Source organism: Reyranella sp., assembly GCF_004297405.1.
Lineage (GTDB): Bacteria > Pseudomonadota > Alphaproteobacteria > Reyranellales > Reyranellaceae > Reyranella.
The window spans coordinates 222,089-234,828 of sequence record NZ_SCVC01000011.1 but is presented as its reverse complement, the minus strand read 5'-3'; the positions used below and the strand labels follow the sequence as shown (position 1 = coordinate 234,828).

Annotated in this window: 18 protein-coding genes and 1 tRNA gene; 10 read left to right on the top strand and 9 right to left on the bottom strand. The window is 65.4% G+C overall.

What is annotated here, in order from left to right; all coding sequences use genetic code 11:
* Window positions 1–8: 8 nt before the first annotated feature.
* From EPO50_RS09020 to EPO50_RS09000, 5 genes are read left to right on the top strand one after another with little or no spacing between them, the layout of a single operon-like run.
* Entirely contained in the window at window positions 9–1,196 is a 1,188-nt protein-coding gene (locus EPO50_RS09020) for a urate hydroxylase PuuD (protein ID WP_296343102.1), read from the top strand.
* Window positions 1,197–1,200: 4 nt separating this feature from the next.
* On the top strand, window positions 1,201–1,668 hold the full coding sequence (locus tag EPO50_RS09015) for a hypothetical protein (protein WP_296343100.1): 468 nt from the start codon (window positions 1,201–1,203) through the stop codon (window positions 1,666–1,668).
* A complete protein-coding gene (locus EPO50_RS09010) occupies window positions 1,665–2,045 on the top strand; it encodes a hypothetical protein (protein ID WP_296343098.1) in 381 nt (126 codons plus the stop codon). Before EPO50_RS09015 ends, EPO50_RS09010 begins: the two co-directional genes overlap by 4 nt.
* Before the next feature lie 9 nt (window positions 2,046–2,054).
* On the top strand, window positions 2,055–2,822 hold the full coding sequence (locus EPO50_RS09005) for a crotonase/enoyl-CoA hydratase family protein (RefSeq protein WP_296343096.1): 768 nt from the start codon (window positions 2,055–2,057) through the stop codon (window positions 2,820–2,822).
* Between the two features lie 22 nt (window positions 2,823–2,844).
* Window positions 2,845–3,867 (top strand): NADPH:quinone oxidoreductase family protein, encoded by a 1,023-nt coding sequence (locus EPO50_RS09000; RefSeq protein WP_296343095.1) that lies wholly within the window; start codon window positions 2,845–2,847, stop codon window positions 3,865–3,867.
* 5 nt (window positions 3,868–3,872) lie between these two features.
* Here EPO50_RS09000 and EPO50_RS08995 read toward each other — a convergent pair whose 3' ends face one another.
* The 5 genes from EPO50_RS08995 to EPO50_RS08975 are packed head-to-tail and all read right to left on the bottom strand — an operon-like array spanning window position 3,873 to window position 6,788.
* Complete coding sequence (locus EPO50_RS08995) at window positions 3,873–4,502, bottom strand: LysE family translocator (protein WP_296343092.1); 630 nt, start codon at window positions 4,500–4,502, stop codon at window positions 3,873–3,875.
* Window positions 4,499–5,308, bottom strand: a complete 810-nt coding sequence (locus tag EPO50_RS08990) for a phytanoyl-CoA dioxygenase family protein (RefSeq protein ID WP_296343089.1) — start codon at window positions 5,306–5,308, stop codon at window positions 4,499–4,501. The genes EPO50_RS08995 and EPO50_RS08990 overlap by 4 nt, the downstream gene beginning before the upstream one ends.
* Window positions 5,308–6,084, bottom strand: a complete 777-nt coding sequence (locus EPO50_RS08985) for a crotonase/enoyl-CoA hydratase family protein (RefSeq protein ID WP_296343088.1) — start codon at window positions 6,082–6,084, stop codon at window positions 5,308–5,310. Before EPO50_RS08985 ends, EPO50_RS08990 begins: the two co-directional genes overlap by 1 nt.
* Entirely contained in the window at window positions 6,084–6,542 is a 459-nt protein-coding gene (locus tag EPO50_RS08980) for a hypothetical protein (RefSeq protein WP_020697615.1), read from the bottom strand. The genes EPO50_RS08985 and EPO50_RS08980 overlap by 1 nt, the downstream gene beginning before the upstream one ends.
* A gap of 9 nt (window positions 6,543–6,551) precedes the next feature.
* On the bottom strand, window positions 6,552–6,788 hold the full coding sequence (locus tag EPO50_RS08975) for a zinc-finger domain-containing protein (protein WP_296343084.1): 237 nt from the start codon (window positions 6,786–6,788) through the stop codon (window positions 6,552–6,554).
* Here EPO50_RS08975 and EPO50_RS08970 point away from each other — a divergent pair.
* Complete coding sequence (locus EPO50_RS08970; RefSeq protein WP_296343083.1) at window positions 6,787–7,752, top strand: alpha/beta hydrolase; 966 nt, start codon at window positions 6,787–6,789, stop codon at window positions 7,750–7,752. The two genes, EPO50_RS08975 and EPO50_RS08970, sit on opposite strands and share 2 nt — an antisense overlap.
* Before the next feature lie 16 nt (window positions 7,753–7,768).
* On the opposite strand, the gene EPO50_RS08965 is transcribed toward EPO50_RS08970, so the two are convergent.
* On the bottom strand, window positions 7,769–8,086 hold the full coding sequence (locus tag EPO50_RS08965) for a hypothetical protein (RefSeq protein ID WP_296343082.1): 318 nt from the start codon (window positions 8,084–8,086) through the stop codon (window positions 7,769–7,771).
* 100 nt (window positions 8,087–8,186) lie between these two features.
* Here EPO50_RS08965 and EPO50_RS08960 point away from each other — a divergent pair, with 100 nt between their 5' ends.
* Window positions 8,187–8,471: a hypothetical protein gene (locus EPO50_RS08960; RefSeq protein WP_296343080.1), complete on the top strand. Its 285-nt coding sequence runs from the start codon at window positions 8,187–8,189 to the stop codon at window positions 8,469–8,471.
* Window positions 8,472–8,477: 6 nt separating this feature from the next.
* On the opposite strand, the gene EPO50_RS08955 is transcribed toward EPO50_RS08960, so the two are convergent.
* Complete coding sequence (locus EPO50_RS08955; protein ID WP_296343079.1) at window positions 8,478–8,858, bottom strand: Rid family hydrolase; 381 nt, start codon at window positions 8,856–8,858, stop codon at window positions 8,478–8,480.
* Window positions 8,859–8,930: 72 nt separating this feature from the next.
* Between EPO50_RS08955 and EPO50_RS08950 the strand changes: the two genes are divergently transcribed.
* Window positions 8,931–9,674 (top strand): SDR family oxidoreductase, encoded by a 744-nt coding sequence (locus EPO50_RS08950; RefSeq protein ID WP_367268037.1) that lies wholly within the window; start codon window positions 8,931–8,933, stop codon window positions 9,672–9,674.
* 6 nt (window positions 9,675–9,680) lie between these two features.
* On the opposite strand, the gene EPO50_RS08945 is transcribed toward EPO50_RS08950, so the two are convergent.
* A complete protein-coding gene (locus tag EPO50_RS08945) occupies window positions 9,681–10,646 on the bottom strand; it encodes a Bug family tripartite tricarboxylate transporter substrate binding protein (RefSeq protein WP_296343077.1) in 966 nt (321 codons plus the stop codon).
* 183 nt (window positions 10,647–10,829) lie between these two features.
* On the opposite strand from EPO50_RS08945, the gene EPO50_RS08940 reads away from it, so the two are divergent.
* Window positions 10,830–10,906, top strand: a tRNA-Arg gene (locus EPO50_RS08940).
* A gap of 345 nt (window positions 10,907–11,251) precedes the next feature.
* Here the strand turns inward: EPO50_RS08940 and EPO50_RS08935 are convergent.
* Complete coding sequence (locus EPO50_RS08935) at window positions 11,252–11,734, bottom strand: cupin domain-containing protein (protein ID WP_296343075.1); 483 nt, start codon at window positions 11,732–11,734, stop codon at window positions 11,252–11,254.
* A 112-nt stretch (window positions 11,735–11,846) separates the two neighbouring features.
* Between EPO50_RS08935 and EPO50_RS08930 the strand changes: the two genes are divergently transcribed.
* Entirely contained in the window at window positions 11,847–12,740 is an 894-nt protein-coding gene (locus EPO50_RS08930; RefSeq protein WP_296343073.1) for a LysR family transcriptional regulator, read from the top strand.

Sequence of the window (12,740 nt, the reverse complement as noted above, 5' to 3'; positions counted from 1 at the left end):
GAGGAAGCATGGACGCTGCGTTTATCGTCGATTGGCTGAATCTACTGCTGCGCTGGGCTCACATGATCGTGGGCATTGCCTGGATCGGGGCGTCTTTCTACTTCATCTGGCTGGACAACCACCTGCACAAGCCGCTCGACCCGGCCGATGTCGCCAAGGGCATCGGCGGCGAAGTCTGGGCCGTCCATGGCGGCGGTTTCTACACGGCCAAGAAATTTGCCCTGGCCCCCGAGCGCCTGCCGCCGGAACTGCACTGGTTCAAGTGGGAAGCCTACACGACCCTGATCACCGGCTTCTTCCTGCTGTGCCTCGTCTATTACTACGGTGCGGAAGTTGCCCTGATCGACCCCTCGGTGATGGAACTCAGCAAGCCTGCCGCGATCGCCATCGGGTTGGGGTTCCTGGTGCTGGGCTGGCTGGTCTACGACTGGCTCTGCCGGTCGGCCCTGGGCCAGGACGATGCCGTCCTGGGCGGGCTGCTGTTCCTCTATTGCATCGCCTCGGCCTGGGCGCTCTGTCACATCTTTTCCGGCCGCGGCGCCTACATCCATTTCGGCGCGATGCTGGGCACGATCATGGTGCTCAACGTCTATTTCGTGATCATTCCAGGCCAGCGCGAAATGGTGAAGGCCAAGGAAGAAGGCCGGCCGCTCGATCCGAAGTACGGCCTGATGGGCCGCCAGCGCTCGGTCCACAACACCTATTTCACCCTGCCTGTGCTGTTCACGATGATCAGCAACCACTATGCCGGCCTCTACGGCCACGAGTGGAACTGGGTGCTGCTGATCCTGATCTCGGTAGCTGGCGCGCTGATCCGCGTCTGGTTCGTGCAGCGCCACAAGGGCAACGCCAATCCGTTGGTGCTGGCGTCGGGGTTCGTGTTCATTGCCTTCACCGCCCTGCTCGCCCTGCCACGACCGAGCGCCGATGGTGGCGGCCCGGTCGCCTTCGACCAGGTCCAGCCCATCATCCAGGCGCGTTGCGTCTCCTGCCATTCCGCCAAGCCCACGCAGGAAGGCTTCGTGGCGCCACCCAAGGGCATCCTCCTGGAGACGCCGTCGCAGATCCACGCCATGGCCGCTGCCATCAACCAGCAGGCTGCGGCCTCGCGGGTCATGCCCCCCGGCAACCTGACGCACATCACCGACGCCGAACGGCGGATGATTGCGCGGTGGTTCAAGGGTGGCGCACAATAGCAAAATGAATGTCCGCACCGGCGGCCTGCCGTGGCGTCGTCTCCTGACGGCGGCCTTGGCGGCGGTCGCGATCTTTCTCTACTGGTTCCAGGTCAGTGACCGCAGCGCTGGAGAGGCTGCGCGCAACACCACCGTCACAGAAGCGCGCGAACCCGCGTCCAGCACGGGCGGCTGGGGCGCCAGCGTCGGTTTCGCCGACTCGCGACGGCTCGAGGACCATTTCGAGAAGCATGGCGCGGAGTTCGGCCGCATCACCAAGCAGGACTACCTGCGGCAGGCGCAGCTCCTGCGCGATGCGCGCGTCGGCGGGCCGATCCTGGAGACGGTGCGCACCGACGGTGTGACGACCCGTTTCGACAAACAGACAGGTGCGTTCATCGCCTTCAATCCCAATGGCGTGATCCGTACCTTCTTCAAGCCGAACGACGGCGAGCGATACTATCGCCGGCAGGCCGAGCGAGGTCGCGAGTGAACCCTCCCCCGCCTCCCGGTCCGCCCGACGTGGCCGACCTCTGCGAATTGATCGACCAGTGGACGACCTTCACGGCCGATCTCGAGCGGCAGGGTTACAATTTCGACCTCGACAACTGGCTGAACGACGTCGACGTGCGCGAACTGATCCTCGAGGCGCTGCCCATGTTCAGCCGCGAGGAGATGGGTGATCACGCGCTGAAGCTCGACGAAGCCGACAGGGTCTTCATATCGGCGACGCGCGACTTCAAGCGCTGCGTCTGGGGCCACGGCACGGCGCGCAAGGAGAAATGGACCGCACAGAAAAACTGGTGGTACTTCCGCACACCGAGGCGGTCCAACGCCCAGCTTGAAGACGAACTCGCGACCGTTAGATAAGACGGTGTCATGAGCACCTCCAAAATCGTGGTCGAGGCCCAGGGTCCGGTCACGACGATCACCATCAATCGGCCGCAAGCCAAGAACGCCCTCGACAATGAGGCCGCGCACGGGCTTGCCGATGCGCTGCGCGCTTTCGAGGCCGACCCGCAGGCAAAGGTGGCCGTCCTGACGGGCGCCGGCGGTGCCTTCTGTGCCGGTGCCGACCTCAAGGAGCTGGGCGGCGGCACGGACTATTTCCCGTGGGCCGGCAGCGCCGATGGGCCGTTGCGCGCGCCACTTGCCAAGCCGGTGATTGCCGCCATCGAAGGCCATGCCTGCGCCGGAGGGCTGGGTGTCGCGCTGTTCTGCGATATCCGCATCGTCGATGAGACCGCGTCCTTCGGTGTGTTCTCGCGCCGCTGGGGCGTGCCGATGAGCGATGGCACCACCGTGCGCCTGCCGCGCATCGTGGGCCAGGGCCGCGCCATGGACATGCTGCTGACCGGCCGTGCCGTCGGTGCCGACGAAGCCATCACCATCGGGTTGGCCACACGCAAGGTGGCCCGTGGCACGACACGCGCCGAGGCGGAGAAGCTCGCCCTTCAGATCGCGGGCTTCCCGCCCATCGCCATGACGTCGGACCGCCAGTCAGCCTACGAGAGCTTCGACCGCGACGAGGCGGCCGCGATCCAGCGCGAGATGGAGCTGTCGCTGGAAGCGCGGCGGCAGGAATCGCAAAGCGGTGCAGCGCGCTTCGCCAAGGGCGAAGGCCGGCACGGCCAGTTCAAGAAGTAGCGCAGGAATAAAGGAAGTGAAGATGCGGGCGCTGGTCTGTCATGCCTATGGTCCGATCGACGATCTCAAGATCGAGGACATCCCGCAGCCTGTGCCGAAGGCCGGCGAGGTGCTGGTGCGCGTGCGCGCTGCCGGCGTGAGCTTCGCCGCGATGCTGGGTGTGCAGGGCAAGCATCAGAACAAGCCGGCGCTGCCGTACGTACCGGGCAACGAACTCGCGGGTCATGTCGTGGCTCTGGGCGAAGGCGTCAGCAACGTCGCGGTCGGTGACCGCATCGCCACCGGCGTCAGCCAGGGCGGCTTTGCCGAGTATGCCATCGCGACCGCGGCCAACCTGATCCCGATTCCTGAGCAGTTGCCCTACGCCGAGGCGACCAACTTCCCGACGCTCTATCCCACCGCCTATGGCGCGCTGAAGTGGAAGGCAGCCCTTCAGCCCGGCGAAGTGCTGCTGGTACACGGCGCGGGCGGCGGCTCGGGCCTCACCGGCATCGAAGTCGGCAAGGCGATGGGCGCCGTCGTGATCGCGAGCGCGGGCGGCCCTGACAAGCTCAAGGCTGCGCAAGAGGCCGGCGCTGACCACCTGATCGACTACCGCTCAGAAGACCTGCGCACCAAGGTGCTGGAGCTGACAGGCGGACGCGGCGCCGATGTGATCTACGATCCGGTCGGCGGTTCGGCGTTCGACGCTTCGCTGCGCTGCGTGGCGCCCGAAGGTCGCATCATCCCGATGGGCTTCGCCAGCGGCACCATCCCGCAGATTCCGGCCAACATCCTTCTGGTCAAGAACGTGACGGTGATCGGCTTCTACTACGGTTACTGGAACGGCTGGGGCGGTAAGGGAAAGCCCTCGCCCAAGGAAGAAGCAGCCCTCGCCGCGCGCCGCGCGATGGTGGCCGATGCCCAGAAGGACCTGACCCGTTGGTTCGTCGAAGGCAAGCTCAAGGCCACGGTCGCCGCGACCTACGATCTCGCGGACTGGATCAAAGGCTTCAAGCTGATCGAGGAACGCACCGTCGTCGGCAAGGCCGTGCTCGTTCCGTAGAGCCGCTAACGGCGCAGGACGCTGGCGGCGATCGCCGTTCCGAAGCCTAGCATCGCCAGGCCCGATACCGCTTGAATCGACCGCCGAAAGCGGCGGTCGCCAACGCGGGACTGAATCGCGGCCGCAGACAGCGCGTAGGCGAAGTGCACTGAACCCACCACCAGAATGAGCACGGAGAACAACACAAAGAATTGCGGCGCGAGCGGCTGATCGTGGTGCACGAAGTTGGGAAACAGCGCCGCCAGGAAAAACACGGACTGCAGATTGGTCGCGCTCACGAAGAAGGCTTGGAGGTATCGACGTAGCGCGCTCACCTCGGTGGCCGGTGCGCCGATGATGGCATCGCCCCGCAATCGCCAGGCGTTGCGCAGCGCGCGCATGCCGAGGAAGACGAGATAGGCTGCGCCCGCGAGCCGCAAGCCGTCATACAGGCCCGGCATCGCGAGTAGCAGCGCAGCGACGCCCAGTGCCGCAGCAAGTGCCACCAGGAACAGCAGCGAGATGTTGCCGAGGATGGTGGGGGCAACGCGCCGCACACCGAAGCTCAAGCTGTGATCGACGACTAGGACGACATTCGGGCCAGGCGACACCGACGCCAGCGCGATTACGCCGGCAAACACGAACAGTTCGTTCACTGCGGCCAGACCTTTGGAAAAGTCTCACACTCAAGCTTATCGCCCGGCTTCAGGCCGTGGCCTTCGAGCGGTGGCGAGATCTGGCCGACACGCGTGGCGTAGCGCGCGTCGTCGCCGCACCAGCGCGTCGCCCAGGCACGACGACGGCGCGAGGTCGAACGGTTGCCCGAGGCGCCATGAAGCGTCAGCGCATGGAAGGCGATGACGTCGCCCGGCTTCATGTCCCAGGCGAGGAACTCGTGCCGGTCACGTTCAGCATCGAGGTCGGGCAGCGGCTCGAAGCGGCTGTCCTGCACGGCGAGATCGACGCCGCCCTGCTTGAAAAACTTGGGCTGGAACCAGCGGCCCCAGCGATGCGAGCCCTTCACATATTCGACACAGGTTGCCCGGTCGACGGGATCGAGCGGCAGCCACAGCGAGACGATCTGCTCACCATCGATCGGATAGTAGGGCTGATCATGGTGCCACGGCGTGCGCTCCTGCGTGCCCGGCTCCTTCACCAGAAGATGGTCGTGATAGTAGACGACCTCGTCCGAGCCCATCAGACGCGCCGCGATCTCGCGTGCCGGCGATTCGTAGACGAAAGAACGTGCGTCGGGATGGCGTTGCCAGAGCTGGAAATCGACGAAGAACAGCCCTGGTGCATCCTTGGGTGTATTGATGCGGACCATCGGCCCCGGCGCCGCCATGTCGGCATCGACCGCCGCACGCAGCCGTTCGATCCAGTCGAGCGAGAAAGCGCCGCGCAGGCAAATAGCGCCGTCGCTACGGTACTGCGCGATCTCCGCGTCGGTCGGCAGGCTCATCAGATTTCTCCGAAATCGCCGCCGCGTCCTTTGCCGGCAGCAAATCGGGCAGCGCCCTTGCGTGTCTCCGCCTGCAACGCCGGCATCCCGCGCCGCGCCTCGTTGATGAGCGCCGCCGGCAGATCGAGCGCCCATTGTTCGTAGGACGATTGGCGATCCGAGCGCAGGCAGGTCTGCGGAAACTTCGCCAGCACATTAGCCAGCGCCTTGGCTTCGGTGAGTGCCTGCCCCTCAGGTGCCAATCGGTTGGCCAGCCCCCAGTCGAAGGCCTCGCGGGCGCCGACCTCTCGGCCGGTCAGGATCATGTCGAGGGCGCGGCTATGGCCAACGAGGCGCGGCAGGCGCACCGTGCCGCCATCGATCAGCGGCACGCCCCAGCGCCGGCAGAACACACCGAACTTGGCGCTCTCGGAAGCGACACGCATATCGCACCACAGCGCGAGTTCGAGGCCGCCTGCTACGGCGTAACCTTCGACGGCGGCGATCACCGGCTTGGACAGAAGATGCCGCGTCGGCCCCATGGGGCCGGGACCGGCCGGATCAAAGGCCGAGGGACTTTCGCGGCTGGCCGCGACCTTGAGATCGTAGCCGGCGCAGAAGGTGCCGCCGCGGCCGGTCAGGATGGCAACGGACTGCGACTCGTCGGCGTCGAAGGCGAGAAAGGCCTCGCGCAGCAGGATCGCCGTCTCGGGATCGACCGCGTTGCGCGCCTCCGCGAAGCGATCGATCGAGACGATCGTGGTCGTGCCTTCCTTCTCGACGGCAACCTTGGCCATCAGCGGCCCTGCATCATGCGCAGCGGCGTGTAGATCAGCACGGTCTCACCCTTCTGGTTCTTCACCAGATTGGTCGTCCGGACCAGCGCCCGCGAGGGATCCTTGGACGTCGGCTTGATCTCGGTGACCTCGATCTCGACGTGGATCGTGTCGTTCACGTACGTCGGCCCCTTGATGTCGAAACCCATCGACAGGAAGGCCAGCCCCGATCCCTGCAGGGTGGTCGGAATCACCAGACCCTCGGCCATGGAATAGACCAGCGCACCCGGGACGGGATGCCCGCCGCGCATGGGGGCGTGCTCCTTGATGTATTCCTTGTTGGTGAACAGCTCCTCGGAAAAGCCGCAAAGCGTCACGAAATTCAGAAGGTCGGCCTCGAAGAGGGTCCGGCCATAGGTGGTGAATTTGTCGCCGATCTTGAGATCGCGCCAGTTCCAGCCTTCGCCGAGCTGTTTCATGGGTCGGTCCTAGTGAGCGTGCGCGGGATGCGCGCCTTCGCGCAACTTGTACAGCCGGCTACAATAAGGGCACTCGACATGCCCCTCCGAGCCGAGGTTGAGATACACTTTAGGATGGCCCAACGCGCCGCCACCGCCATCGCAGGCGACGCGGTCAGTATCGACAGTGATGACTTCAAACGGCTCAGTCACAATCCCACTCCTTTTGCGCCGGCGCATGATAGCCGCCGTCGCCGTTTCGGTCATGCTTTCCGCCTGTGCCCCGACCGTCGTTCCGGCGGGCGGCACGGTGCAGGCGCCAAAGCTGACCGGAAACCGTTATGTCGCGGCCGACGGCACGGCGCTACCGCTCTCGACCTGGCCTGCGGCAAACGGCGCGCCCACTGCGGTGATCCTGGGTTTGCACGGCTTCGGCGACTATCGGAATGCGTGGGAAGAGCCCGCGAAGATCTGGGCCAAGGACGGCATCACGACCTATGCCTATGACCAACGCGGCTTCGGCGGCAGCCCGACGCGCGGTCGCTGGCCCGGCACCGACACATTGGTCGACGATGCCAAGGCCGTGACGGCGCTGCTGCGCGCCAAGTACCCCGGCGTGCCGTTCTACCTTGCAGGCGAAAGCATGGGCGGCGCCGTCGTGCTGGTCGCCGCAGATCGCGGTGTCGAAGCCGACGGGTTGATCCTGTCGGCGACGGCCCTGCGCTCGCGCGAGACCTTCGGGCCGATGGCGAGCGCGGGCCTCTGGTTCTTCGGCCACACGATCCCCTGGATGCCTTCGGGTCCTACTTCGATCGACTACAAGCCGACCGACAATCCCAAGACCCTGGAGAAGCTGCGCAACGACCCGATGATTCTGCGTCAGACGCGACTCGACATGGCCTACGGGCTGATCAACCTGATGGACGATGCGAGCGTCGCCGCCGGCCACGTCCGGCTTCCCTATCTCATGATGCACGGTCTCGGCGATCGCATCGTGCCGCAGGAGCCGGTACGGGCCGCCATCGAGACCATGCCACCGCGCACCGATTCCAAGCTCGCCTTCTATAAGGACGGCTATCACCTGCTGATGCGCGACAAGGCCGGGCCGACCGTGGCCGCCGACGTCGCGGCCTGGATCGCCGATCACGAGGCCGCCCTGCCTTCGGGCGCCGAGGCAACCTCGTCTCAGCCAAAGATGGCGACGGCCTGGGGATCGCGCCGCAGCCGTTGATCGACGCCGATCGTCGTTACCTGCCGCAGCGCACGACAGCCGATGCCGCACCGCGGACGGTACCAAGATCGCCGCGCGTCGGCATGTTCTCCATCTTGAGCACGGTGTAGTCGCCGTTGGTGCGATTGCACATCGCGACCGCGCGCGTCTGGCAGCCGCCCGGCTCGTTGCAAGTGATGGCGATGGCTTCCTTGCCGTCGGCCCAGGTGATCATCGAGGCGTTAGTCCCGCTCCGTGGATCTTCGCCGGGCGTGCTCTTGGCCACCGCGCAGGCCGTCGCCAATGCCGCAAGGCCAACAGCCAGCGCCAACCGAACCGTCGATCGAGAAACCATGCTTACCCCCCGTTTGTCCGGTTGTCGGACGATAAAATGACAGTACATCGTGGCTATCCGCAGGTTCAAGGCGGCGGAGGTTGTGGCCTATACTTCAACCATGACGCGACACCGCCGTGCCTGTTTCCTATCGATCCTTGCCGTTCTTGTCTGGTTGCCGGCTCCGGCAAATGCACAGCAGACCAACGAACAGCTTGCAGCACGTTGCGCCGAGCTGGGGGCGCTCTTCGACAAGTACAACACGCGGCGCAGCGAAGGCTCCGGCGGGCCGGACATGCTGCGACTCGGCGCCGGCATCGACTGCCAGAAGGGCCGCTATCAGCAAGGCATCAAGACGCTGGAGAACCTCCTCCAGCGCAACAGAATTCCCTACCCGCCGGCTTGATGGGCTTCAGCGATCGACGACGGCTGTCGCCTCAATCTCGACCAGCAGGCCCGGCACGGCGAGCGCGCTGACCGCCACCAGGGTCGAGACGACGACAGAGCCCTTGAGCGCCTTGCCCAACGCTTTGCTGACGGCCGTCATGTCGCGAATGTCAGTGACGTAGATCGTCGTGCGCGTGAGGTCTGACAGGCGTGCGCCGGCTGATTTCAGACCGGCTTCGATCTTGCGCATGGTGATTGTCGTCTGCTGCGCGGCATCCTTGCCCTGCACGCGCCCTTTGGAGTCGAGCGAGGTCGTCCCGGACACGAAGACGAAAGGACCGCTCCGGATCGTGCGGACATAGAAGCCCGCGACCTCGGTGCCGTCCGGAAAGAGTTTCTTGGCCATGATCGTTCCCCGCTGTCGATACGCTATGGTGGAAGTTTAGGCGGCCGTTGGCGCCGCACCAAGGAGGAGCCTCTGTCTCTGGATCGCTATCGCACTGCCATCGTCACGGGCGCAAGTCGCGGCATCGGCGCGGCGACGGTGAGAGAGCTGCGGGTCGGCGGCCTCGAAGTCTACGCCGTAGCCCGTTCCGCCGACGATCTCGTGGCGCTGGCCAACGAGACGGGGTGCCGGCCGATGGCGCTCGACATCACGCATCGCGACGCGGTGATGAGCGCGCTCGGCTCGCTGGATGCCGACGTGCTGATCAACAACGCCTCGGCCCTGGTCCGCGCGACGGCATCGTGGGAGACCGCGCCCGATGACATCGATGCGCTGCTGGACGTGAACCTGCGCGGCACGCTGAATTGCCTGGCCGCCGTGGTGCCCGGCATGAAGGCACGCGGGCTCGGCCATATCGTCAATCTCGGCTCGACCTCCGGCACCTGGCCCCTCTCCGGCATGCCGGTCTACGCGATGACAAAAGCCGCCATTCATAATCTCAGCAACACGCTGCGTCTCGACCTCCATGGCTCGGGCGTACGTGTGAGCGAAATCTCTCCCGGCCGTGTCGAGACCGGCGCGCATCTCGTGCTGGCGCAGAGCCAGGAGGAAAGCCGTCGCATGTTCTACGACGGCTTCGAAACCCTGCTGCCCGCCGACATCGCCGAAGCCATCATGTTCGTGCTGGGCGCCCCGCAGCGCATGGATGTGAGCTACATGGAGATCGTGCCGACCGACCAATCCTATGGCGGCTCACAGTTCCATAAGCGCGGGTGAACGAGATCAGGAGTCGGCGGTGAAGCCGATCTTCTTCACGATCGGTCCCCAGCGGTCGTAGCTCTCCTTCAGGAGTGTCGCCAATTCCGCCGGCGTCGAGGACTTGGCTTCGAGGCCCATCACGCTGAGCCCATCGACGACATCCTTCTGCGCCAGCGCCGTGCGCAGGACAGCATTGGCGCGCTCCACCACGGGCGCACCCGTGCCGCCCGGCGCGAAGAAGCCGAACCACTCGGAGAAGACGAGGTCTTTGTAACCCTGCTCGGCAAAGGTCGGCACGTTCGGCGCGAAGCGGCTGCGCGCGCCGCCCGACACGCCGAGGAAGCGGATCTTGCCGGCATTGGCCTGCTGGGTGAACTCACCGACCGGGCCTGAGACCGCCTGGATCTGACCGCCGACCAGGTCCTGGACGGCGGGTTGCGTGCCGCGATAGGCGACGTGCTTCAGCTCGACGCCGGCCGCCTGCCCCAGCAGCACGCCGATGAAATGCGGCACCGAACCGGCCGCCGGCGAGCCATAGTTCGCCTTGTCGGGGTTCGCCTTGCACCAGGCCAGGAACTCCGGGATGGTCTTCACGCTGTCCGGCACGGCCGGCCCGACGCAGAAGCCGAAATCGAAGGTGCAGGCGAGCGATACCGGCGTGACATCGGTGAAGGCGTTGTAGGCCAGGTTCCTGTAGATGTGCGGGTAGATCATCAGCATCGAGGCCGGCGTCTGAAGGATCACGCTGCCGTCGGTCGCGGCGCCCTTCATGGACTGCACGGCGATCTGCCCGCCCGCTCCGGGTTTATTCTCGACCAGCGCAACCTTGGTGTAGCTCGTGCCACGCAGCCCTTCGGCGACGCGCCGGCACAGCGTGTCGGACGTGCCGCCCGGCGGGAAACCGGTGATGATACGCACGGTCTCGAGTGGCGCGGCGCCCTGCGCCCCGGCCCGAGCGGCGAGACCCAACGTGGCAAGCGCAGTGGCCATACCTGATGCACGGACAAAATCGCGTCGATTGTATCCCGACATGGCATTTCCCCCAGAAGTGTTGCTCGTTATGGCCGGACTGTCGCTCAATCGCCGTCCGTCGCCAAGGCCGGTATCACGTCCAACCTGCCAAAAGGCCCGCGTTGCGTGGTCGAGACCCCTCCGCTATGTTCCGGCCGCATTGGACCCGTAGCTCAGCTGGATAGAGCGCTGCCCTCCGAAGGCAGAGGTCGTGAGTTCGAATCTCGCCGGGTCCGCCACTAACTCATTGAAATATCGAAGAACACGACTCGGGTGTTATCCACCGAGTGCGCATGTTCACGCAGAACGGCGCAGCAACATGCGGGCCCGTTGGGCACGTTTCTGACACGCGCGTTTCCGAGATGTTTCAGCCGACAGGCGTCATTCTCCGCCCTCGTCGAGGTCACGTTGATCGGCGACTTATCGAGCGGAGTCGTCGCCATCGCGGCTTGCGAGTTCATTGGCATCGACCAAAGGGCGGATATGAGTAGCGGTTTAGCAAACCGCCGCTCTATCCAACTGAGTTACGGGACAATTGGGGTCTCGGGCTTTCAAGGTCCCTGTTGCGGACTCCTTTCGGGGACTTAACGCGCTGGTGCGTACTGCTCGTCCGTCACTTTCTCCATCCATTCGACCACCTTGCCGTCTTTGGCCTCGGTGATCGCGATGTGGGTCATGGCGGTGGTCGGCGCCGCGCCGTGCCAGTGTTTCACGCCGGCCGGTATCCAGACTACGTCGCCCGGGCCGATCGCCTGCACGGGGCCGCCTTCGCGCTGCACGCGGCCGGCGCCCGCAGTCACGACCAGAACCTGGCCTAGCGGATGGGTGTGCCAGGCCGTGCGTGCGCCGGGCTCGAAGGTGACGGTACCGCCGCGCGATTGCCAAGGCGCTTCCTGTTGGAACAGCGGATCGACGCGGACGGTGCCGGTGAAGAAGTCCGCCGGCCCTTTGCCCGAAGGCTGGCTGCCGTTGCGCTTGATCTCGAGGATGGCGGCCGTCTGCGCGCCAGCGGCGAGTGGTAGCAGCGAGGCAATGGTGGTGGCGAGGGTCGCGACGAGGAGTTTCATGACGGATCCTTGATTTGGTAGCGCACACGACATCTATCGACTGAGTGCTTCGGTGATTAGTCGATAAGAGCCATATGGACTTATGAGCCCGGCTCATGAATAGAGTGCCGACATGGACCGCAAGATCCTCGACGATCTGCACGCCTTCTCGGTCGTCGCGCGCGAGCGCAGCTTCACCCGCGCCGCGGCACGGCTCGGCCTCTCGCAATCGGCGCTCAGCCATACGATCCGCGCACTGGAGGAGCGGCTGGCGGTGCGCCTGCTGACCCGCACGACACGCAGCGTGGCGCCGACAGAGGCGGGCGAGACCCTGCTGCGCACGGTCGAACCGCGGCTGCAGGAGATCGAGGCCGAGCTGGAGGCGCTGAGCGCCTTCCGCGACAAACCGGCCGGCACGATCCGCATCACGGCGGTCGACGTCGTGGCCGACACGGTGATCTGGCCGAAGCTGGTGCCCTTCCTGAAGAAGTATCCGGACATCAGGGTCGAGATCGTGAGCGACTATGGGCTGACCGACATCGTGGCGGAGCGGTTCGACGCGGGCGTGCGCGGCGGCGAACAGGTGGCGAAAGACATGATCGCGGTCCGCATCAGCGCAGACACGCGGATGGCGGTAGTCGGCGCGCCGGCCTACTTTAAGGGACGCAGCGCACCGCGTACGCCGCAGGAGTTGGTCGACCACGACTGCATCAACCTGCGTCTGCGCACCCATGGCGGGCTCTATGCCTGGGAATTCGAGAAGGCTGGCCGCGAGGTGCGCGTGCGCGTCGAGGGGCAGCTCACCTTCACCGGCACGCCACATATGCTGAACGGGGCGCTGGCAGGGTTCGGCCTAGCCTACGTGCCGGAGACGGTGGCTATGCTGCACATCGCCAAGGGCAGGCTCAAGCGCGTGCTGACCGATTGGTGCCCGCCGTTTGCAGGTTATCACCTCTACTATCCCAGTCGTCGCCAACCCTCGCGCGCCTTCTCCCTGTTTGTCGAGGCACTGCGGCATCGCGGGTGA